Here is a 20,326-nt window from a genome sequence, read left to right as displayed (position 1 = left end):
CCTAGGATGTTTGCGCCGCCGGCCGGCCACTGCGCGGCGATCTACCGTCAGGAGCCACGATGTCCGAACCGCCGACGTACGGCCGCCCCACCGAGTTCGGAGTCCTGAGTCCCTTCACCCTCGAGCGGACCGAGTACATCGGGGTCTCGCGGACGCCGATCTGTTGCCTGCCCGTGATGCTCGGCGGCAAGCTGCTCGGCTTCCTGTGGGGCTCGATCTCGGCGGACGAAGACGCTGCCGGCTTCCGGCCGGTCCATGGCGCCGGAGCCGTCGGATTCGATGCCGGAGGCCCCTGGCTAGGCCGGTTGAAGCGAGCCCGGGACAAGGGTGCCGCACCGGCCGACGCCGTACGGCGGTGGATCGGCGAGCCCGAGGATCCACGCGCCGGTGGCGTGCCGGCTGACGCGGTGGAGCGGATCCTGCCGGACTCGGACGCCGTCCTGACGCTGGCGGCGCAGAGCCCTCGATGGACTACGCCAGATACCCGTCCGGGCGGATGAGGATCTCGTCGCCGGCGGCCGCGTAGTAGTGGGTGAAGGCTTCCGGTGAGGTGTACGTCGTGCCGATGTCGACGGTACGCGGGTGGGTCGACGCGGTGGTGGGGGAGAAGCGCAGCAGGGTTTCGTGCGGGCCGCGGAACAGTTCGAAGAGCCGCACCTTGTTGCCTTCGGCATCGACCAGTGGTGCGTCGGGAGCCCGGTCGCCTGAGGTGAGGGGACGGGTGTCGGCCAGGTCGCGGTACGAGACGTCCAGTTGGCGGGTGTTCTCGCCGCGCTCGAGCGCCGACTCGTCGCCGTCGACGTGCTTCTGCATCAGGTCCTGACTGATACCGAGTACCCGCTCGGCGTTCGTCCGGCGTTCGGTCTCGTACGTCGCCAGCACCTCTTCCCGTCCGTCGGCCAGCTTCCAGCCGAGGTTGTACGCGTCCTGGACGCCGGTGTTCAGACCCTGACCGCCGGTCGGCGGATGCACGTGGGCGGCGTCGCCGGCGATGAAGACGCGACCGACCCGGAACGTCGCGGCGAGCCGCACGTTCGGACGCCACACCGTCGACCAGGTGAGGTCGCGAAGCTTCGCCGTACCCGGGCCGGCGAACTTGTCGACCACTTCCTGCAGCGCCTCGAGGGAGGTGTCCGCATCCTCGCCGTCGAGCGGGGCTCCGAACTGGAACTGGTCGCCGCCGGACAGCGGCGTCATCGCGATCCCGGACATCGGGTTGTCCTCGGCGCCGAACCAATAGCCCACCTCGTGGTCCAGCCCGTCGGCGGCGACGTCCCCGAGCAGCATCCGGATCGACTCGTCGGTCGTCCCCTCGAAGGCGATGCCGAGATGCTTGCGGACGAAACTCCTCCCACCGTCCGCGCCGACCAGATAGGCGACCTCGACTGTCTCGCCAGTGGACAGTTCGGCGGTGACGAAGTCGTCGACCTGGGTGAATCCGACGATGGCGGTGGCCAGTTCGACTTGCACGCCGTACTCCGCGAGCTTGGTGCGCAGGATCTGCTCCGTCTGGGACTGGCCGAGCATGTGCCCGTTCGGATACGGGATGTCCGGGGTCGGCTCGACCGGCTCGGCCATCCGGCGCTCGCCCACGAATCGGCCGCCGACGTAGATCTTCATCACCGGCATCGGTCGGCCCCGCCGCAGGACCTCGTCCAGTACGCCGAGGTCCTCGAAGACCTCGAGGGTCCGCGGCTGCAGGCCGTCGCCACGTGATCCGTTGAAGAACTCGGTCGCCTTGTCGATCACCCGCACCGCGATGCCGCGCCGGGCCAGCTCGATGCCGAGGGTCAGTCCGGTCGGTCCGGCACCCGCGATCAGGACGTTCATGGTGGTCTCCTTGACTGAACTATGATTCACTGAATTCAGATTCAGTCTGAACGTGACTAGGGTTCGGTGTCAAGGAGGTTGTCGTGACGGACACGGTGAGCCGCCGGCAGCGGGCGGCCGGAACCGAGGCGGCGCTGAAGCAGGCCGCGCGCGACGTCTTTGCCGAGCGCGGGTACCTGAACACGAAGATCACCGACATCACCGCGGCCGCGGGCCGCGCGACGGGGTCCTTCTACAACCACTTCGCGAGCAAGGAAGAGCTGCTCGAGGCGCTGCTTCGCGACATGCTCGCGGCAGCGGACGAGGCGGTCGTCGACGACGCCGGACACGACGCCGACTTCAGCAAACTGTCAGCCATCCGCTGGCACGTGGCCGCGTTCTGGCGGTTCTACCAGGCGCATCTGCCGGAGATGATCGCGGTGAAGCAGGCCGCGATGGTGGACCCGGAGCTGGGGCGGCGGCTGCAGCAGATCATGGCGGACGACGATCAGCACATGATCGAGCACTTCGCACATCTGCCGAACCCACCGGCCGATCCACTGGTCACGATCTCCGCGATGAACGCCCTGATGGAGGGGTTCGCCTACACCTGGCTCGTCGTCAACCCGTCCAACGGCCAGACAATCACCGACGACGCAGCCATCGAAACCCTTACCAACCTCCTGCACCACGGTTTGGCGGGGTAGGGGCGAACGCCCAGGCCATCACAATCGAGCGGTGGTGATCCTCGTCCGGCGTGGAGCCGGCGGCTCGATGCAATTGTGATGGCCTGGAGATGCGGACGTGAGCCACTCACCAAGCCGGGGCAGGAGGCTGCGGTCACGCTGGGGGTATGCGTCGCCGAGGCTCGGAAAGAGCAGTTGATGAGTGGCGCAGGTCCGCGCTCAGTCCTCGGGCGGTGCTTCCGCGCCTTCGCGTTCGTCGCGTTCGGCCCACTCGATCAGGGTGTCGAGGGAGTAGACGTTCTCGTCGATCGTGGCGTGCAGGTCGCCGAGTTCGGCGTACCGGGCGGGGACGGTGGCGATCGTGAAGTCCTTCGGGTTCACGTCGTCGATCTCGTCCCAGTGGATCGGGGTCGAGACCGTGCCTTCGGGATTCCCGCGGACCGAGTAGGCGCTCGCGATCGTGTGGTCCCGAGCGTTCTGGTTGTAGTCGACGAACACCAGTCGAGGGTCGCGATCCTTGCGCCACCACGTTGTCGTCACGTCCTCCGGCGTACGCCGCTCCACTTCACGCGCGAACGCGAGTGCGGCCCGCCGTACGTCGGAGAAGCCGTACGCCGGCTCGACCCGGACGTAGATGTGGATGCCCGAGCCGCCGGAGGTCTTCGGGTAGCCGACCGCGCCGAGCTCGTCGAGTACTTCGTGGACGGTGTGCGCGACCCGGCGTACCCGATCGAACGGGCAGTCGGGCATCGGGTCGAGGTCGATGCGCCACTCGTCCGGCGTCTCGGTGTCGGCGCGACGGGAGTTCCACGGGTGGAACTCGACCGTCGACATCTGCACCGCCCAGGCGACGTGCGCGATCTCGGTGACGCACAGCTCGTCGGCGGTCCGGTTGTACCGCGGGAACTTGACCCGGACCGTCTCCATCCACGGCGGCGCTCCGTGCGGCAGCCGCTTCTGGTGCACCTTCTCGCCCGCGACACCCTCCGGGAACCGGTGCATCATGCACGGCCGCTCGCGCAGCGCGTTGACGATCCCGTCCCCGACGGACAGGTAGTACTTCACCAGATCCAGCTTGGTCTCACCGCGCGCGGGAAAGTACACCCGGTCCGGATTGGAGATCCGCACCGTTCGCTCACCCACCTCCAGCTCGATCGCCGGAGACTTCGCCTTGGAGTCGGCCATGACGCCAACCTAACCGGCGGCGGGGACAAACGGCATCAGGCCAGGCGGGTGAGCCAGCCGCGGGTGTCCGGGGTGCGGCCGTACTGCAGGTCGAGGAGGGTGCTGCGGATCTTGGTGGTGACCGGGCCGACGCCGTGGTCGACGGAGTGGTCGCCGATGGTGAGATCGCCGTCGGGCCAGGCGACGCGGCCGATCGGGGTGATGACGGCGGCGGTGCCGGAGGCAAAGACCTCGGTGATCTCGCCGGAGCGGACGCCGTCCTTCCACTCGTCGGCGGAGATCCGGCGCTCTTCGACCAGGTAGCCGAGGTCGGCGGCCAGCTCGAGCACGGACGCACGGGTGACGCCTTCGAGGATCGAGCCGTTCAGCTCGGGCGTCGCGATCCGGCCGTCGGCGTACACGAAGAACATGTTCATGCTGCCGATCTCCTCGAGCCACTTGTGCTCGACGGCGTCGACGAACGCAACCTGCTCGCAGCCGTTCGCGACCGCCTCGGCCAGGCCGGCGAGGCTGGACGCGTAGTTCCCTCCGCACTTGGCCGCTCCGGTCCCGCCCGGCGTCGCCCGGATGGTCGAGGTCGTCAGCCAGATGGACACCGGCTTGGGGCCGGTGTCGAAGTACGGGCCGGCGGGGGAGGCGATGACGCCGAACAGCACCTCGTGGGCTGGCCGGACGCTCAGCACGGCCTCGGTGGCGATCATGTACGGCCGGAGATACAGGCTGGTCTCGCCGTCGTCGGCTGACGGCACCCAGGCCTCGTCAACGGTCACCAGTGCGCGTAGGGCCGCGACGAACTCGTCTTCCGGCACCTGCGGCAGCGCGAGTCGCTCCGCACTCGCAGTGAACCGGGCGGCGTTCCGGTCCGGGCGGAAGGCCCACACCGAACCGTCGGCGTGCCGGTACGCCTTGAGGCCTTCGAAGATCTCCTGCGAGTAGTGGAAGACAGCAGCCGCCGGACTGAGTGACAGCGGCGCGTACGCCGTGACCTTCGAGTCGTGCCAGCCGCGGTCCACCGACCAGTTCGCAACGACCATGTGGTCGGTGAACGACTGTCCGAACGCCGGATCCGCAAGCACGGCCGCCCGAGCTTCCGCACTGGCCGGATCGCTGCGCAGCTCGACTGCGAAGTCCCACGCGTCTGTCACTACCGTTGCTCGCTGTTCACCTGTCACTCGCCGCACGCTACCCCTGCTCTCACCTCCAGCTCGACCCGCCGCCCACACTCCGACCACTCCGGTACGCCGACCGCGCCAGCAGCTGCCGTAGCTCGGCTGCACCGGGCTCTGCCTGTACGACGTGCAGCACTCGATCGGCAGCGTCGTACACCAAGGAGTCGTGCCACTCGTCCGGCAGCTCGACCAGGACGCGGAGTGCCGTGGCCAGCCCGGCTGCGACCTCGCCCGCGACGACCAGGCACTCGGCCAGGCACAGGTCGAGTCGTGCGCGCTCGCCGATCCAGCTCTCCGGGCAGAGCTCCCTGGCACGCTCCAGCAGGACGCAGCCCGCTACGCCGTACCCCAGCAGGGTGCAGACTCGTCCCTCGGCCCAGTGCAACTGGTACTGCCGTGCCTGTGGGGCAGCGCGCAGGAGCTCGTCGCCGCCACCGATCAGCTCCTGCAAGGCGCGGTGCGCCTCCTGAGTGCGTCCGAGCTCGGCAAGGACGAGTGCCTGCGCTGTCCGCGGCACACAGCCTGCTGCGCCAGGCGTCTGCCGGTCCAGCGCGACCGACTCGTCCGCGAGCTCAAGCAGCTCTGCCAACGGACGCCGCTCGGCCAGACCGGTGATTGCTTCCCTGGCTCGCACGAACGCCGGCAGCGGGCCTTCGCCGGCGCTGTCCGCGGCCACGCGTGCGGCCCACCACCAGCGCCTTGCAGTGCTTCGCTCACCCAGCCTGGCGAGTGTCTCGGCGATCAGGATGCTCAGCTCGGCTGCCTCCACTCCGTCAGCGCCGTGCAGCTGCCTCACCAGCTCCGGTAGCAGCAAGGCCGGTGGGACACTGCGGAAGTCGTCGGGAGCCGGTCCGCCGGCATCGAGCGTCGCGACCAGCCCTCGCCACGCCGTCTCCAACGGGTCGGCCTCCGGCCGGAGCTGACCTGCGCGGGCGGGCCTTCGCTCGAAGGTGGCAGTCAGTCGGCCGTCAGTGCCGAGCTCCCGGTCGCAGAGCCGGGCCAAGTCCGCAGAGCCGGGCCGCTGCCCGCGCTCCACCTGTGACAGATAGCTGTGGTCGTACCCGACCCGTGCTGCGAGTTGGCGCAGGCTCAGCCCGACCGCCTGCCTGCACTGCCGCAGCAACGGACCAAACGATGTCCCAATCGATGTCTCGGTCACAGGACCACCCCGTTCGCGCTTCGAGCTCATGTGGTGCGTGCCGGACAAGTTACAAGCCCTCGCCGACAAAAACCGTGGAAAACAAGGGCATGTGGGCTGTGGGCTGTTCCCACAGCCCACAGCCCACACCTGTTGTGCGCACTGCGTTCTGGGCGACCCTGAGCAGGTGAACACGCTGAAGCGACAGGCTCGCCTCTTCCGTCTGGTCCGGCCCATCGCCGCCCCTGGTTCCCGGATGCTCGCGGAAGGTGCGGAGTGGTCCGATGGTGCCGTTGCGCTCAGGTGGCTCGGCCGCTGGTCGAGCACCTCGACCTGGGACGGCATCGAGTCACTGCTGGCGGTTCACGCCGCCGACGGCGACACCCGGCTGCACTGGCTCGACCCGCCGCCTGTCCGGCCGACCGCACCACCTCCCGAGCCGCCGGAGAAGACGGTCTGGCTGCCGGCGCCGACTCCCGACGGCCTCTGCTCACGCTGCGGCCGTCCCTGGCCGTGCATGGACTGCGGTCCGTAGCTGTCGGGCGGGTCCACCTGGCAGCGGGTGTGATCAGCGCGTGGCCGTCGCCAGCAAGTACTGCGCGGGGATGTGGACCTCGCCGGTCGGGCTGGTCCAGTTGTCGGTCAGTGTTTGGAGGAACTGGGTCCGTACGTCGTCCAGCCGGCCCGCTCGCTCCAGGAGCGGGAAGGTCGCGACACCCAGCGGGTGGTCGGCGATGCGGGTCTGCCAGTCCTCCGCGGAGGCGGTGACGATTGCGACCTCGAGCGTGGTTGTTGAGATCTGATAACCGTGCGGAGCGAATGCTGCGGACAGCGCGTCGGGGTCGTGCCAGTCGAGATGACCGGTTCCAGCGTTCTCGCCGGTCACGCCCCAGTCGATGTCACTCACGCGCTCACCCTAGGCCGGTTCCCGACAGCGTCGGATAGCCGCCGTCCCAGCGCATTGACCATGAGTTATGGAACGTCTCTACTAAATGGCTATGCGATGGCTTGCGGTGGTTCTCGGCGTCCTGCTGGCCGGTATTGCTGTTCCGGCGCAGGCCGCGAACATCCTGTCCAATCCCGGCTTCGAGTCCGGATCCCTGAGCGGCTGGAACTGCTCTGGCGGTTCAGTCGTCAGTACTCCGGTCCGCAGCGGCGGATATGCCCTCAACGGAGCGGTCACGAGCTCGGACTACGCCCAGTGCAGCCAGACAGTCGCGGTGCAGCCGAACACGGCGTACACGCTGTCGGCCTGGGTACGCGGCTCGTACGTCTACCTGGGCGTCACGGGTGGCGCGTCGATCTGGACACCGTCCGCGGCGAGCTACACCCAGCTGAGTCTGTCCTTCACCACGGGTGCGAGTCAGACGTCCGCACGGATCTACGTGCACGGCTGGTACGGCCAACCGGCGTACCAGGCCGACGACCTCACCCTGGACGGTCCGGGCGGCAGCGACCCCGGTGACCCCACTGATCCTCCTGATCCGGGAGATCCGCCTGCAGGGCTGGCGAAGCATGCGCTCATCGGGTACCTGCATGCGAGCTTCGCCAATGGTTCCGGCTACGTGCGGATGGCTGACGTGCCGGAGCAGTGGGACATCATCAATCTGGCTTTCGGGGAACCGACGTCGGTCACGTCCGGCGATATCAGGTTCAACAGGTGTCCGGTGAGCGAGTGTCCGAACGTCGAGAGTGATGCGGATTTCGCGGCAGCCATCAAGGCCAAGCAGGCTGCGGGTAAGAAGGTGCTGATCTCCATCGGCGGCGCGAACGGGCAGGTGCAGCTGACCACAACCGCGGCCCGGGACGCGTTCGTCAGTTCGGTGAGCGCGATCATCGATCGCTACGGCCTGGACGGGCTCGACATCGACTTCGAAGGACACTCGCTCTATCTGAACGCGGGCGATACCGACTTCCGCAACCCGACGACACCCGTGATCGTCAATCTCATCTCGGCGCTGAAGACATTGAAGGCGAAGTACGGCGCGAACTTCGTGCTGTCGATGGCGCCGGAGACGTTCTTCGTGCAGGTCGGCTACCAGTTCTACGGCGGCTCCAGCGGCGGCGACAACCGGACCGGTTCGTACCTGCCGGTCATCCACGCCTTGCGGGACTCGCTGACCGTGCTGCACGTCCAGGACTACAACTCCGGTCCGGTGATGGGGCTGGACAACCAGTACCACACCATGGGCGGCGCGGATTTCCACATCGCGATGACCGACATGGTCAAGGCCGGCTTCCCGGTGGCGAACACCGGTCAGACGTTTCCGGGACTGCGCGACGACCAGATCGGTTTCGGGCTCCCGGCAGCGGTCAGCGCAGGCAACGGCTACACCGCCCCGGCAGCCGTGCACGAAGCGCTCGACTGCTTGGTGAAGGGCCAGAACTGTGGTGGCTACAGCCTCCGCGGCGGTACTTCGCCGGGCTTCCGCGGGCTGATGACGTGGTCGGTCAACTGGGACCACTACTACAACTGGGAGTTCCAGAACAGCCACGCGCCGTACCTCGACGCCCTCCCGTAGGCCGCCCCTCTCGTCCGGTTCGCGATCAGCCCCTCGCGAACCGGACGAGGGCCTGTGGATTACCGATCCCTGTTTGTAGGCATCCGCTGGTATGAAGGAGGCATGACAGCGTCAACGACCCGCTCGGTGATCCTCACCGTCGACGACGATCCGGGCGTTTCCCGGTCGATCGCCCGTGACCTCCGCCGTCGGTACGGCGAGGAGAACCGCATCGTCCGGGCGGAGAACCCGGTGCAGGCGCTCGACGCACTGAAGGAGCTGAAGCTCCGTGGTGAGCCCGTCGCGCTGTTGCTGGCCGACTATCGGATGCCCCAGATGTCCGGCATCGAGTTCCTCGAGGCCGCGATGGACCTGTTCCCGCTGGCTCGCCGGGTGCTGCTGACGGCGTACGCCGACACCGACGCCGCGATCCAGGCGATCAACGTCGTCGACCTCGACCACTACCTGCTGAAGCCGTGGAACCCACCGGAGGAGAAGCTGTATCCGGTGGTCGACGCGATGCTCGACCTGTGGCGGTCGACCCCCGAACCGTCCGGCGACGAGACCCGAGTGATCGGTCATCGCTGGTCGGCGCCGTCGTTCGCGGCCCGCGACTTCCTCGCCCGCAACGCCGTGCCGTACCGCTGGCTGAACGTCGACGACGACGAGGCCAAGCGGCTCCTCGACGCCGCTGACGTGGACGGTACGACGCTGCCGGTCGTGATCACGCCCGACGCCACGGTGATGATCGCGCCGTCCGAGGCCGAGCTGGCGCAGAAGGTCGGTCTGTCGACGGCGCCGGCGAAGGACTTCTACGACCTGGTCGTGGTCGGTGGCGGCCCGGCCGGGCTCGGTGCAGCCGTGTACGGCGCCAGTGAGGGCCTGCGGACCGTGCTGGTCGAGCAGTTGGCGACTGGTGGTCAGGCCGGGCAGTCGAGCCGGATCGAGAACTACCTCGGCTTCCCGGACGGGGTGTCGGGCGCGCAGTTGACGGACCGAGCCCGGCGCCAGGCGGTCCGGTTCGGAGCCGAGCTGTTGACGACCCGGCAGGTCGTCGGGCTCGACACGCTCGGCAACGCGCGGCGGCTGGTGTTCGCGGACGGCAGCGAGATCTCAGCGCACTCGGTGATCCTGGCGACCGGCGTCTCGTACCGGACGCTCCAGGCGCCCGGTGTCGACGACCTGTGCGGTCGCGGGATCTACTACGGCTCGGCCACCACCGAGGGTCCGGCGTGCGCCGGCGCCGAGGTGTACATCATCGGCGGGGCGAACTCCGCCGGTCAGGCGGCGGTCTATTTCTCGAGGCATGCGAAACGCGTGCATATGCTGGTGAGAGGACCATCGCTCACCGCGACGATGTCGTCGTACCTCATCGACCAGATCGACGGGATCGACAACATCGAGGTGCACACCTGCACGCAGGTCGTTTCCTGTATCGGCTCGGAGCACCTGGAACATCTCACCCTGCTGAACAGCGAGACCGGGGAGAAGCGTGAGGTGGACACGGAATGGATGTTCGTGTTCATCGGCGCGGCCCCGCGGACGGACTGGCTGCCCGGTGACCTGCTCCGCGACGACCGAGGCTTCGTGCTCACCGGACCCGACCTGCACGGCAGACCGCCGGGCTGGCCGCTGGAGCGGGAGCCGTACCACCTGGAGACGAGCATGCCGGGCGTGTTCGCCGCCGGCGACGTACGGGCCGAGTCGGTGAAGCGGGTCGCCTCCGCGGTCGGCGACGGAGCGATGGCCGTGACACTGGTGCACCGATACCTGGAGATGCTCTGATGACTGACCAAGATGTGGAGCCGCGGCGGCTGACTCCTGACGAGTTGCGCACGCTGTTCCTCTTCGAGAGCCTCACCGAGGAGCAGCTGCAGTGGCTCTCCGAGGTCGGGTACGTCGAGTCCGTGCACGACGGGGTCGTGTTCAACGAGGGCGACGAGGCGACCTGCTGCTATGTCCTGCTCTCGGGTGAGATCCGGCTGTGCAAGCTGTCGCACGGCGAGCTCGTGGAGATCAACCGGACCGGCCAGCGCGGGGTGTACTCCGGTGCGTTCAACGCGTTCTTCGGCGCCAACGATCACAAGTCCTACACCGCGACGATGCAGGTGACCGAGCCGTCGGAGTTCTTCGTGATCAGCGCCGAGACGATGGCGACGATGATGAACACCTGGTTCCCGATGGCAGTGCACCTGATCGAGGGCTTCGTGATGGGCATGCGGCGGACCAACGAGACGCTCGGCGAGCGTGAGCGGTTGCTTGCCCTCGGCTCCTTGTCCGCGGGGCTGACCCACGAGTTGAACAACCCGGCCGCCGCCGCGGTGCGGGCGGCCGCGACCTTGCGGCAGCGGGTGTCCGGGATGCGGTCGAAGCTGGCGATGCTCGCCGACGGCACGCTCGACGCGACCAAGCTGCACCAGATCGTCGCGTTGCAGGACGACGCGGTCGAGCGGCTGGAGAAGAACAAGGACAAGGACATCCCGCCGATGGAGTTGTCCGACCGCGAGGACACGCTGACGGACTGGCTCGACGACCACGACGTCCAGGCGAGCTGGGACGTGGCGCCGGTGCTCGCCGCCGCCGGCCTGGATGTGCCGTGGATGGAGAACGTGCTGGCCGCGGTCGGGCCGAAGTACCTCGAGGGTGCCGTGCGGTGGTTGATGTACACCATCGACACCGAGTCGCTGATGAACGAGATCGACGACTCCGTGACCCGGATCTCGACCCTCGTCGGTGCGGCGAAGCAGTACTCGCAGATCGACCGGGCGCCGTACCAGACCGTCGATCTGCGCGAGCTGCTGAAGTCGACGCTGGTGATGATGTCGGGGAAGCTGCAGGGGTACGAGATCGTCAAGGACTTCGATCCCGAGCTGCCCGCGATCCCGGCGTACGCCGCGGAACTCAACCAGGTGTGGACGAACATCATCGACAACGCGGTGAGCGCGATGGGCGGATCCGGGACGCTGACAATCCGCACCCGCCGGGACGGCGCCTACGCTGTCGTCGAGATCGGCGACACCGGACCGGGTATCCCCGACGAGATCCGGCGCCGCATCTTCGAGCCGTTCTTCACCACCAAGCCGATCGGTGAAGGCACCGGCCTGGGCCTCGACATCTCCTGGCGCATCGTGGTGAAGAAGCACCACGGCGACCTGCGGGTCGAGTCCGAGCCGGGTCGTACCGTCTTCAAGATCGTCCTGCCCCTGGATCCGGAACGCGAACTGGAGTCCGACCCGGCCCTACTTGCTTAAGGCAACCAGTCGACGATCGTGGTGACGACTGCCGGGTCCAGGTGTCCGGGGACCTGGTAGTCGGCCATCGTCGACGGGCCGTCGCCTGGAAAGAACAGGTGATTGTCGGCGTCGAGGATCTTGATCGTGGCGTCGGGAAGCCCTGCGCGCCAGGCGGGGAGGTCGTCGGCAACGGTGACCTGGTAGTCGCGACCGCCTTGCAGGACAAGGATCGGTACGTCGAGCTTCGCCGCCGTCACGACCGGGTCGTACGCGCGCTGATCCAGCCAGAACGACGCCGGCGCGCCGAACGGCAGATCTGTCGCCGGAGTCTCCGGAGAGACGTTGTCGGCCGCGACCGCTTGCCGTTCGAACAGTGTCACGGTCTCGAGTGGGACCGCCTCGGGATTTGTTTGTGCCAGGTAGCGCAGGACGCGGACCGCCGCATGCTGCATCGGCTGAGTATCGCCGGCCATGATCACGACCCCGCCGACGAGTGGTTCCTCAGCAGCGATCTTCGGTGCGATCTTGCCGCCCATGCTGTGGCCGACGAGGACGACCTGGTCGACGTGCTCGGCCAGCAGCCGTACGGCGGCGATCCCATGCGGCACGTACTCCGCGGTCATCGTGTAGCCCGGCTCGGCCATCGCTTCGGGCCGGTTCGCGGTGACCTTGTCGAAGCGCAGGACCGCGACGCCCTGAGTCGCCAGGCCCCACGCGAGATCCTTCAACGGTTTGTTCGGCCCGCTGGTCTCGTCGCGATCGAACGGACCGCCACCGGTCAGCAGAACCGCACCTTGGCCGGTCGGGTGCGCGGGCAGTGTCAACGTGCCCGGGACAGTTCGGCCGGCCGCGTCCAGGGTGATGTCGTGTTCGGTGAAGCCGGCCGGATCGGCGTACGGCGGGGGAGTCCAGGTCATCGGCGTACCTTTCTCATGATTTGAGAAAGGTAGCACGGCGTGAGATTGTTGGGCCATGGGTCCGTTGGAACTGCTGGGGCATCCGGTGCGGTTGCGGATCGTGCATGCGCTGCGCGGTGGACGGTCGTTGACGACCGCTGAGCTGGGGGAGCGGATCGCGGATGTGTCGAAGGCGACGCTGTACCGGCACGTCGAGCTGCTCGCCGAGGGCGGCATCCTCGAGGTCGCGGAGGAACGGCGGGTGCGGGGCGCCGTCGAGCGACGCTTCCGGTTGCGGGTCGCGTCCGCTTCGATCACGCCCGAGCAGCTCGAGCAGTTGACGGTCGAGGATCACCGGCGCGGGTTCGCCGCGGCGATGGCCGCGCTGGTCGCGGAGTTCAACGCGTACGTCGAACGCGACGGAGCCGACCCGATCGCGGACCTCGTCGGCTACCGCCAGCACGGCATCTGGCTGACCGAAGCCGAACTCCACCAGCTGATCGAGGGCCTGCGAGCCGCGATCCTCCCGGTCCTGTCGAACGAGGCGACCCCGTCCCGCTCCCGCTACCTCCTCAGCCCGATCCTCTTCCCCACCGAGGACAACGCGTCTTAGCTCATCCAATCGCCCTTGCTTGACGTATTCCGATATGGGCATATGATTGCGGGCATGGCACGAGCAGCGACGACGTCGGACGTGTTCAACGCGATCGCGGAGCCGCAGCGCCGGGAGATCCTGGTGTTGCTGCGGGCGGGTGAGCGGCCGGTGACGGAGTTGGCCCAGGAGTTGGGGATGACTCAGCCGGGGGCGTCCAAGCATCTGCGGGTGCTGCGGGAGGTGGGGCTGGTGCGGGATCGCAAGGCGGGCAAGCAGCGGCTGTACGGGCTTGATGCGCGGGGGCTGCGGCCGGTTCACGAGTGGGCCGGCGGGTTCGAGCGGTTCTGGAACGAGAGCTTCGACCGGTTGGACGCGTACGTACAGGACCTGAAGCAGACACGGCTGGAGGAGTAGCTGATGGCAGAGGCCAGACAAGAAGCACCGGCGACGGCCGGGCGGGAGATTGTGATCTCTCGGGTGATCGACGCGCCGCGGGAGTCGGTGTTCGAGGCGTTCACCGAGGTCCGGCATCTGTCGCAGTGGTGGGGGCCGAACGGGTTCACCACGACCACTCAGGCGTTCGAGTTCCGCGTCGGCGGGGTGTGGGACTTCGTGATGCACGGGCCGGACGGGACGGACTACGCCGAGTGGATCACCTGGACCGAGATCGCCGTACCGGAGCGGATTGCGCTGCTGCACGGTGAGTCCAGCGAGGATCCGAACCCGTTCGAGTCGGTGCTGACGTTCGCGCCCGAGGGTGCGGCGACGCGGATCGAGATGCGCACGGTGTTTCGTACGAAGGAGTTGCGCGACGAGGCGGTCGAGAAGTACGGCGCGGTTGAGGGCGGTGAGCAGACGCTGGGCAACCTGGCTGCCTACGTCGGTTCGCGGTTGGGAGGGGAGAGCTGATGGCCGGGAAGGTGTTCTTCGGTGTGTCGATGTCGCTGGACGGGTTCATCGCTCCTGACTCGCCCGAGGAATTGATGGGGAAGCAGTGGATGGAGTTGCAGCGGTGGGTCTTTCCGCTGCGGTTCTTCCGGGAGAACCTGAAGCTCGGCAAGGGCGGTGAGGAGGGGCGCAACAACGACATCGCGCGGGAGACGTACGAGCGGACCGGCGTGAGTGTGATGGGCAAGCGCATGTTCGACGCCGGCGAGCGGATGTGGCCGGAGGAGGCGCCGTTCCATACGCCGGTATTCGTGGTGACGCATGAGAAGCGTGACCCTTGGGAGCGGCCGGGCGGGACTACGTTCCACTTCGTCAACGACGGGATCGAGACCGCTCTCGAACAGGCTCGTGAAGCCGCGGGCGACCGCGACGTACGCGTCGCGGGCGGCGGCGAGACGATCCTGGAGTACCTGAACGCCGGGCTGATCGACGAGTTCTCGATCGCCTTGTCACCGGTGCTGTTCGGTGCCGGAATACGCCTGTTCGAAGGCGTGGACGCGAGCCGCATAGCCCTCGAGCAGGTCCACGCAGAACACTCCCCGAAGGTCACACACCTGACCTACTCCGTCCGGGAGCGCTAGCGGAGGGCGTCAGCCTGGCGGTGAGGAAGGCAAGGATCTCGTCGCGGGCGCGCACGGTCGGGTGACCGGCCTCGTCGACGAAGTGCGCGGTCACCACACTGTGCGCACACCCCACGACCTCGCGGAAGAAGGGCGGCGGCGCCGGGTTCGCGGTCTCCGCGGGCAGCACGCGTCCGAGGAAGGCGTCACCCAGAAGCCGCTGGTACGCCGCGAAGCGTTGGCCGGTGCACCACCGGTCGCCCTGGAACCGGTACGCCAGCACCTGCAGGTCCTCGCGCCGGAACCGTTCCGCGAGCGTTTCCGCATCGGCCGCCGAGAGTTCGAGCTCGCCCGGTGCGTCCAGCGGAAGAGACGGATGGTTGACGACCGGCGCGATCACCGCCGGCTCGAGCGCCATCGTGAGTGCGAAGTTCCCGGTGAAGCACAGTCCGATCGCGCCTACGCCCGGTCCACCTGCCTCGTCCAGAGCAACCCTGGCCAGACCGCGCAGCCAGTCGCCGACCGGGCTCGTCCCGCCGCCGGCGAACACGCGGAACTCCGCACTCACACAGGCTCTCCGAACGATCGCCTCGCCCTCCTCGGCCGTCGGGTAGGCGCCGTCCACCCCGAACAACGACGGTACGAACACGGTGAAACCGGCGTCCCGCACCCAGCGCGCGAGTCGCGCGACGTCGGGGCTGATGCCCGGCATCTCCGGCATCACGACGACTGCCGGCCCGGAGCCGATCACGTGGACCGTCTTCGCGACCCCATCGACCTCCACGATCCGATGGTCGAAGTCGTCGAGGGGATCATCGGAGCCGGCTCGCGTCATGGCCTGAGAATGTCTGCCGTACGACGGCAGCCGCCAGTGGCGGGATCGCCAGGGATCTGGCTAATCTCGCCACATGCCGCCGCTCCGCATCTCGGTCCTTGCGTACCCGGGCTGCTTCGCGTCGGAGGTGCACGGTGTCCCTGACCTGCTCACGATGGCGACGCGCGTGGCCCAGGTGCGTGGATCACTCGACCCGGCGTACGACGTACGGATCGTTTCCCCACGACGTCGTGTGCTCGCCTCCGGAGAGGTCAGGGTCGACGTGTCCCCGTTGCGGCCGTCAGACGTCCTGGTCGTGCCGGGGTTCGAGGTCGGACCGGCCGTCGATGTCGCCCTGGTCCTGTCCCGCCTCGGTCCGGAGCTCGCAGCGATCCGTGCGCACACGGCCGGCGGTGCGGCGGTCGTTTCCATCTGCCTGGGCGCATTCCTGCTCGCCGAGGCCGGCGCGCTGGACCGCCGTACCGCCACGACATCCTGGTTGTACGCCGATCAGTTGGCGCGCCGGTACCCGGCGGTCGACGTCCGCGCCGATCAACTGGTGATCACCGATCGAGGGGTGACGACCACCGCCGCGTTCAGCGCGATGTACGACTTCGCCCTCACGCTGATCCGTCGGCACAGCGGTGCGTCCGTGGCGCGCGCAACCGCGCGGATCGCGCTTGTTGACGACGCCCGGACATCGCAAGCGCCGTACGTCGACCACTCGATCCTCCCGGCCGGGGGCTCGACCTTCGCGGACCAGGTGAAGCGCTGGCTGGACCAGCACCTCGATACTGCCTACGACCTGGAGCGACTCGCAGCTGAGCTCCATGTCAGCTCCAGGACACTGCTCCGCCGGTTCGGTGCGACGGCGGGTGTGACGCCGCTCGAGTATCTCCAGGCGGCCCGCGTACGCCGGGCGGGACAACTGCTGGAGACGACGGGCCGGACCGTCGCCCGCATCGCCGGAGAAGTGGGGTACCGGGACCCGGCCTCCTTCAGCCGCCTGTTCCGGCGTCACACCGGGAAGGCGCCGGGCGAGTATCGCGCCCAGTTCCGGCGAACCACTTAACGGAGAGCGGTGCCCTGGGTGTGGGTCAAGAGCGTCAGGTTCTCGCGGGTCGGGAGGGATTCCCAGTCGCCGTACGCCGTTACGCAGAAGGCGCCTGAGGTGGTGGCTCGGGTCAGACGGGCGTCCGGGGCGAGGTTGTCGAGGGTGGCGGACAGGTAGCCGGAGACGAAGGCGTCGCCGGCGCCGATGCTGTCGACGACGGTGACGGGGAGCGCGGGGCTGTGGATGGTGTGTACCTCAGGCGACGGCGCGTCGACGGATTCGGTGCCTTTGGTGTGGGACCAAGCGCCCTTGCCGCCGGCCGTCACAACGACGGTGCCGACAGATCTCAGCAGGTCGGCGATCGGGTCTTCTGCGTCGGTGAGGAGGTCGAGTTCGTCGTCGGACGCGAAGACGGTGTGGACGTGGGGGAGGAGTTCGCGCAGTGCGGCCGCTGCCTCGGGGCGGGTCCAGAGGCGGGCGCGGTAGTTCACGTCGAGTGAGACCTGGGTGCCTGCTGCGAAGGCCGTGCGTACGGCGGCCAGCGTCGCGGCACGTGCTGTGTCGGAGAGCGCCGGGGTGATGCCGGTGACGTGAAGCAGCGTCGGCGCTGTGGCGATGACGGCAGCTGTGGTCTCGTCCGGCGTGAGAGTGGAAGCGGCCGAGCCGCGGCGGTGGTAGCTCACACGGGTGATGTCGTGCGACGGCTGATCGAACGCGATGAACCCAGTGAACGCGTCGTCGGAGAACCGGATCCGGGTGCCGACGTTCTCGGCGCGGAGAGTGCGCTCGATCAGCCGGCCCGGTTCGTCGTTGCCCACGGCACTCAGCCAGGTGACGTCGTGCCCGAGCCGCGCGACACCGATCGCCACGTTGCTCTCGGAGCCGGCGATCGAGAGATGCGCGTCCCCGCCGAGCCGCATCGGGCGCGCAGTCCGCACCGACACCATCGTCTCGCCCAGCGTCAGCAGATCCGTCATTTCGGTACTCCGTTCAGTACTCCGAGAACGAGGGGCGACCCATCCGATCGCCCTTTGGCTGCGCCGGCTCCCCGCCCCTGCCGAGCCCATTTGCCTGGTCCACCCACCAAATGCGGGGTTCCGGAGCGTCGTGGAGGGTCCGGAACCCCCGATTTGCCTGGTTGACCAGCCAAATTGCCTGGTCAACCAGGCAAATTCAACGGGAGCGGGGGCCTTGGCGTCAGACGTTGAGGGCGGTGCGGAAGGTGCTTGCGCGGATTGCTAGTTCGGATAGGGAGCCGCCGGTGCCGGCGTCGCCGAGGAGGGGGGAGCCGACGCCGACCGCGAGGGCGCCGGCGGCGAGGTACTTCGGGGCGGATACCGCGTCGATGCCGCCGACGGCGATGAGTGGAGCGTCGGGGAGGGGTGCGCGGAGTTCGGAGAGGTAGCTGGGGCCGTGGACCTTGGCGGGGAAGATCTTGACGGCGGTGGCGCCGAGATCCAGGGCAGCCACGACCTCGGTGGGCGTGAGGGCGCCGCACAGCAGCGGCAGGCCGAGCTCGACCGAGCGGTGGGCGCCGCGCGTGATCGCAGGGGTGACGGTGAAGTCGGCGTTCGCGGCGGCCACCTCGTCGGCCTGAAGAGCGGTGACGACGGTGCCGGCGCCGATCAGGATGTTCGGGTCGTACTGCGCCCGCGCCTTGGCGATCGCCTCGACGCCGCCGGGCGTGGTGAGCGAGACCTCGAGCGCCGTGATCCCGGCCTCGACGAGGGTCTGGACGCAGGCGAAGGCGGTGTCCGCCCCGTCGGCGCGGATGATCGCGAGCAGTTTCCGGCTCCGGAGTTCGGCAAGCAGATCCATAATCCCCAACCTATGTGATCGATGAAGACATAGGACGTCCCATGAGGTCTGGCGTGGACGTCGAATGTGTGGCTAAATTTCGAAGTGGACAACCGCCCCGTTGTTTACTTTCAGGAGGCATCCGCTCATGCCTAAGCTCAAAGCCCTGCTCATAGCGCTGGCCTTGGCCACGCTCACCATCCCGGCGCCGCCGGCTCAAGCCGCCGTCACCCAGACCGTGCTCTTCAACAAAGGGGACGCCGGATTCGGCTGTTATCGCATTCCCGCGATCGTGAAGACCAAGGCCGGAACGCTGCTCGCGTTCGCCGAGGCCCGCCGCGCGTGGTGCGCGGACTCCCAGGAGATCGACCTCGTGATGCGCCGTTCCGAGGACGACGGCCGTACCTGGTCGGCGACCCAAACGGTCCTCTCCGGCACCGACACCGACCCGAACGCGGTCGCCACCCGCGGCAACCCGGCGCCGATCGTCGACTACGAGACCGGCCGGATCGTGCTGCTGAGCACGATGGACCCCGGTACGACGAGCCGCCCGCGCACGCCGTACGTCCAGGTCAGTGATGACGACGGGAAGACGTGGAGCAAGGCGAAGAACATCGGCGACCAGATCGACGACCCGGCCTGGGGCTGGTACGCGACCGGCCCCGTGCACGGCATCCAGCTCACCCGCGGTGCCCACGCCGGCCGCCTGGTCGCAGGCACCAACTACGACAACGGCGCCGGCAAGAACGCGGGCCAGCTCGTCTACAGCGACGACCACGGAGAGACGTGGCACAAGGGCGCGACCGACCTCCGCTCGGACGCCACTCCGCAGGAGATCAGCGTCGTCGAGAAGGTCGACGGCGGTGTGTACGCCGGTGCACGCAACAACGCCGGTACGTCGGGCGCGAGCCGGATGGCCGCGGTCAGCAACGACGGCGGTCAAACGTTTTCCGCGCCGTTCGCGACCATCGCCGGGCTGACCACGCCCGTCGTCCAGGGGTCGCTGCAACGCCTCAGGGCGGTCGACCAGGGCGACAAGTACAACCGCCTCCTGTTCGCGGCGCCGGCTGATCCGGATCGGCGGCGGTACATGACGATCCGGTCGAGCTTCGACGAGGGCAAGACCTGGCAGACCGTTGCCGAGGGCACCAGAATCACCAGCGACTGGTCCGGGTACTCCGACCTGGCGATCCTCGACACCGGCGAGATCGGCCTGCTGTACGAAGGCGGTACGGTCGACGCCCGCGACCAGATCCGCTTCGCCCGCTTCACCGAGAACGACATCGGTCACCCCGACGCGCCGCTCGGCACCACGACCCCCGACGTGTCCGGCCTGCACAACGACAGCTACCTGCGCGGCGGCACCACGGCCGTCACCGGCAAGTTCGGGCAGGCGAGAGACCTCGACGGCATCGACGATGCGATCCAGCTCCCGTTCGCCGAGTCGCTGGCGGTCGGCGCGGGTGACTTCACCGCGATGGCCTGGATCAAGTACGGCGGCAGTACCGCACCTCAGGCGATCTTCTGGGGCTACAACATCAACGAGTTCTCGCAGTTCTGGCTCCGCGCCGAGCCCGCGGACAGTCGCATCCGCGGCCTGATCACCACCGGCGGCAACACGGCGGCCGTCCAGACGACGAAGGCCTACAACGACAACGCCTGGCACCACGTCGCCCTGCAACGCAAGGCCGGCACCCTCTCGATCTGGGTCGACGGCGCCCAGGCCGCGAGTGTCACGGCCCCGGCCGGATCGGTCAGCCCCGGCCGACCCTTCAAGATGTACGTCGGGCAACGCCTCGACGGCGCGCACCACTTCGACGGCTCGATGGACGAGGTCCGGATCTACAAACGCGCCCTGACCGCAACCGAACTCAACAGCATCCGCACCACCAACAGCACGTCGGTGCCCAACGCCGTACTCGATCTGCCGCTCGGGTGACA

21 protein-coding genes are annotated in these 20,326 nt (G+C 68.1%); 12 read left to right on the top strand and 9 right to left on the bottom strand.

The window, feature by feature from the left end:
• The first annotated feature begins 59 nt into the window (after positions 1-59).
• Positions 60-500, top strand: coding sequence for a hypothetical protein (locus E0H45_RS01210; protein WP_131334414.1), 441 nt, complete (start codon positions 60-62; stop codon positions 498-500).
• Here the strand turns inward: E0H45_RS01210 and E0H45_RS01205 are convergent.
• Positions 472-1,830, bottom strand: coding sequence for an FAD-dependent monooxygenase (locus E0H45_RS01205; protein WP_131334413.1), 1,359 nt, complete (start codon positions 1,828-1,830; stop codon positions 472-474). The genes E0H45_RS01210 and E0H45_RS01205 overlap by 29 nt on opposite strands.
• Before the next feature lie 83 nt (positions 1,831-1,913).
• On the opposite strand from E0H45_RS01205, the gene E0H45_RS01200 reads away from it, so the two are divergent.
• Positions 1,914-2,516 carry a TetR/AcrR family transcriptional regulator gene (locus E0H45_RS01200; RefSeq protein WP_202872165.1) on the top strand — a complete coding sequence of 201 codons (603 nt, stop codon included), beginning with the start codon at positions 1,914-1,916 and terminating at the stop codon, positions 2,514-2,516.
• A 198-nt stretch (positions 2,517-2,714) separates the two neighbouring features.
• On the opposite strand, the gene ligD is transcribed toward E0H45_RS01200, so the two are convergent.
• From ligD to E0H45_RS43560, 3 genes are read right to left on the bottom strand one after another with little or no spacing between them, the layout of a single operon-like run.
• Positions 2,715-3,680, bottom strand: coding sequence for a non-homologous end-joining DNA ligase (ligD, locus tag E0H45_RS01195; RefSeq protein WP_131334412.1), 966 nt, complete (start codon positions 3,678-3,680; stop codon positions 2,715-2,717).
• Between the two features lie 35 nt (positions 3,681-3,715).
• Positions 3,716-4,825, bottom strand: coding sequence for a branched-chain amino acid aminotransferase (locus tag E0H45_RS01190; protein WP_238154733.1), 1,110 nt, complete (start codon positions 4,823-4,825; stop codon positions 3,716-3,718).
• 49 nt (positions 4,826-4,874) lie between these two features.
• Complete coding sequence (locus E0H45_RS43560) at positions 4,875-5,972, bottom strand: helix-turn-helix domain-containing protein (protein ID WP_272948928.1); 1,098 nt, start codon at positions 5,970-5,972, stop codon at positions 4,875-4,877.
• A 202-nt stretch (positions 5,973-6,174) separates the two neighbouring features.
• Between E0H45_RS43560 and E0H45_RS42285 the strand changes: the two genes are divergently transcribed.
• Entirely contained in the window at positions 6,175-6,522 is a 348-nt protein-coding gene (locus tag E0H45_RS42285) for a hypothetical protein (protein ID WP_165546324.1), read from the top strand.
• Positions 6,523-6,555: 33 nt separating this feature from the next.
• On the opposite strand, the gene E0H45_RS01180 is transcribed toward E0H45_RS42285, so the two are convergent.
• Positions 6,556-6,894 (bottom strand): hypothetical protein, encoded by a 339-nt coding sequence (locus tag E0H45_RS01180; RefSeq protein ID WP_131334409.1) that lies wholly within the window; start codon positions 6,892-6,894, stop codon positions 6,556-6,558.
• Positions 6,895-6,985: 91 nt separating this feature from the next.
• On the opposite strand from E0H45_RS01180, the gene E0H45_RS01175 reads away from it, so the two are divergent.
• The 3 genes from E0H45_RS01175 (at position 6,986) to E0H45_RS43555 (ending at position 11,739) form a co-directional block, all read left to right on the top strand.
• A complete protein-coding gene (locus E0H45_RS01175) occupies positions 6,986-8,509 on the top strand; it encodes a chitinase (protein WP_238154732.1) in 1,524 nt (507 codons plus the stop codon).
• 102 nt (positions 8,510-8,611) lie between these two features.
• Positions 8,612-10,273: an FAD-dependent oxidoreductase gene (locus E0H45_RS01170; RefSeq protein WP_131334407.1), complete on the top strand. Its 1,662-nt coding sequence runs from the start codon at positions 8,612-8,614 to the stop codon at positions 10,271-10,273.
• Complete coding sequence (locus tag E0H45_RS43555; RefSeq protein WP_131334406.1) at positions 10,273-11,739, top strand: ATP-binding protein; 1,467 nt, start codon at positions 10,273-10,275, stop codon at positions 11,737-11,739. Before E0H45_RS01170 ends, E0H45_RS43555 begins: the two co-directional genes overlap by 1 nt.
• On the opposite strand, the gene E0H45_RS01160 is transcribed toward E0H45_RS43555, so the two are convergent.
• A complete protein-coding gene (locus tag E0H45_RS01160; RefSeq protein ID WP_202872164.1) occupies positions 11,736-12,638 on the bottom strand; it encodes an alpha/beta hydrolase family protein in 903 nt (300 codons plus the stop codon). The two genes, E0H45_RS43555 and E0H45_RS01160, sit on opposite strands and share 4 nt — an antisense overlap.
• Before the next feature lie 55 nt (positions 12,639-12,693).
• On the opposite strand from E0H45_RS01160, the gene E0H45_RS01155 reads away from it, so the two are divergent.
• The 4 genes from E0H45_RS01155 to E0H45_RS01140 are packed head-to-tail and all read left to right on the top strand — an operon-like array spanning position 12,694 to position 14,741.
• On the top strand, positions 12,694-13,230 hold the full coding sequence (locus E0H45_RS01155; protein WP_131334404.1) for a helix-turn-helix domain-containing protein: 537 nt from the start codon (positions 12,694-12,696) through the stop codon (positions 13,228-13,230).
• A gap of 54 nt (positions 13,231-13,284) precedes the next feature.
• Positions 13,285-13,626, top strand: a complete 342-nt coding sequence (locus E0H45_RS01150) for an ArsR/SmtB family transcription factor (RefSeq protein WP_131334403.1) — start codon at positions 13,285-13,287, stop codon at positions 13,624-13,626.
• A 3-nt stretch (positions 13,627-13,629) separates the two neighbouring features.
• Positions 13,630-14,121, top strand: coding sequence for an SRPBCC family protein (locus tag E0H45_RS01145; RefSeq protein ID WP_131334402.1), 492 nt, complete (start codon positions 13,630-13,632; stop codon positions 14,119-14,121).
• Positions 14,121-14,741 carry a dihydrofolate reductase family protein gene (locus E0H45_RS01140; RefSeq protein WP_131334401.1) on the top strand — a complete coding sequence of 207 codons (621 nt, stop codon included), beginning with the start codon at positions 14,121-14,123 and terminating at the stop codon, positions 14,739-14,741. The genes E0H45_RS01145 and E0H45_RS01140 overlap by 1 nt, the downstream gene beginning before the upstream one ends.
• On the opposite strand, the gene E0H45_RS01135 is transcribed toward E0H45_RS01140, so the two are convergent.
• Positions 14,707-15,555: a dienelactone hydrolase family protein gene (locus E0H45_RS01135; RefSeq protein WP_131334400.1), complete on the bottom strand. Its 849-nt coding sequence runs from the start codon at positions 15,553-15,555 to the stop codon at positions 14,707-14,709. The two genes, E0H45_RS01140 and E0H45_RS01135, sit on opposite strands and share 35 nt — an antisense overlap.
• Positions 15,556-15,628: 73 nt before the next feature.
• Here E0H45_RS01135 and E0H45_RS01130 point away from each other — a divergent pair, with 73 nt between their 5' ends.
• Positions 15,629-16,606: a GlxA family transcriptional regulator gene (locus E0H45_RS01130; protein ID WP_131334399.1), complete on the top strand. Its 978-nt coding sequence runs from the start codon at positions 15,629-15,631 to the stop codon at positions 16,604-16,606.
• On the opposite strand, the gene E0H45_RS01125 is transcribed toward E0H45_RS01130, so the two are convergent.
• Positions 16,603-17,565, bottom strand: coding sequence for a sugar kinase (locus E0H45_RS01125; RefSeq protein WP_131334398.1), 963 nt, complete (start codon positions 17,563-17,565; stop codon positions 16,603-16,605). The genes E0H45_RS01130 and E0H45_RS01125 overlap by 4 nt on opposite strands.
• A 220-nt stretch (positions 17,566-17,785) precedes the next feature.
• Positions 17,786-18,406 carry a bifunctional 4-hydroxy-2-oxoglutarate aldolase/2-dehydro-3-deoxy-phosphogluconate aldolase gene (locus tag E0H45_RS01120; RefSeq protein ID WP_131334397.1) on the bottom strand — a complete coding sequence of 207 codons (621 nt, stop codon included), beginning with the start codon at positions 18,404-18,406 and terminating at the stop codon, positions 17,786-17,788.
• A 127-nt stretch (positions 18,407-18,533) separates the two neighbouring features.
• Between E0H45_RS01120 and E0H45_RS01115 the strand changes: the two genes are divergently transcribed.
• Positions 18,534-20,324, top strand: a complete 1,791-nt coding sequence (locus E0H45_RS01115) for a sialidase family protein (RefSeq protein WP_131334396.1) — start codon at positions 18,534-18,536, stop codon at positions 20,322-20,324.
• Positions 20,325-20,326: the final 2 nt, after the last annotated feature.

The organism is Kribbella soli, assembly GCF_004331345.1.
Classification (GTDB): Bacteria; Actinomycetota; Actinomycetes; order Propionibacteriales; family Kribbellaceae; genus Kribbella; species Kribbella soli.
This window is presented reverse-complemented; position numbering and strand designations above follow the sequence as displayed.

Coding starts and splice junctions, on each gene's coding strand:
- E0H45_RS01135 (WP_131334400.1), bottom strand. CDS start 15,555: ATGACGCGAGCCGGCTCCGATGATCCCCTCGACGACTTCGACCATCGG.
- E0H45_RS01210 (WP_131334414.1), top strand. CDS start 60: ATGTCCGAACCGCCGACGTACGGCCGCCCCACCGAGTTCGGAGTCCTG.
- E0H45_RS01115 (WP_131334396.1), top strand. CDS start 18,534: ATGCCTAAGCTCAAAGCCCTGCTCATAGCGCTGGCCTTGGCCACGCTC.
- E0H45_RS01170 (WP_131334407.1), top strand. CDS start 8,612: ATGACAGCGTCAACGACCCGCTCGGTGATCCTCACCGTCGACGACGAT.
- E0H45_RS01205 (WP_131334413.1), bottom strand. CDS start 1,830: ATGAACGTCCTGATCGCGGGTGCCGGACCGACCGGACTGACCCTCGGC.
- E0H45_RS01150 (WP_131334403.1), top strand. CDS start 13,285: ATGGCACGAGCAGCGACGACGTCGGACGTGTTCAACGCGATCGCGGAG.
- E0H45_RS43555 (WP_131334406.1), top strand. CDS start 10,273: ATGACTGACCAAGATGTGGAGCCGCGGCGGCTGACTCCTGACGAGTTG.
- E0H45_RS01130 (WP_131334399.1), top strand. CDS start 15,629: ATGCCGCCGCTCCGCATCTCGGTCCTTGCGTACCCGGGCTGCTTCGCG.
- E0H45_RS01175 (WP_238154732.1), top strand. CDS start 6,986: ATGCGATGGCTTGCGGTGGTTCTCGGCGTCCTGCTGGCCGGTATTGCT.
- E0H45_RS01160 (WP_202872164.1), bottom strand. CDS start 12,638: ATGACCTGGACTCCCCCGCCGTACGCCGATCCGGCCGGCTTCACCGAA.
- E0H45_RS01145 (WP_131334402.1), top strand. CDS start 13,630: ATGGCAGAGGCCAGACAAGAAGCACCGGCGACGGCCGGGCGGGAGATT.
- E0H45_RS01120 (WP_131334397.1), bottom strand. CDS start 18,406: ATGGATCTGCTTGCCGAACTCCGGAGCCGGAAACTGCTCGCGATCATC.
- E0H45_RS01125 (WP_131334398.1), bottom strand. CDS start 17,565: ATGACGGATCTGCTGACGCTGGGCGAGACGATGGTGTCGGTGCGGACT.
- E0H45_RS01140 (WP_131334401.1), top strand. CDS start 14,121: ATGGCCGGGAAGGTGTTCTTCGGTGTGTCGATGTCGCTGGACGGGTTC.
- ligD (WP_131334412.1), bottom strand. CDS start 3,680: ATGGCCGACTCCAAGGCGAAGTCTCCGGCGATCGAGCTGGAGGTGGGT.
- E0H45_RS01155 (WP_131334404.1), top strand. CDS start 12,694: ATGGGTCCGTTGGAACTGCTGGGGCATCCGGTGCGGTTGCGGATCGTG.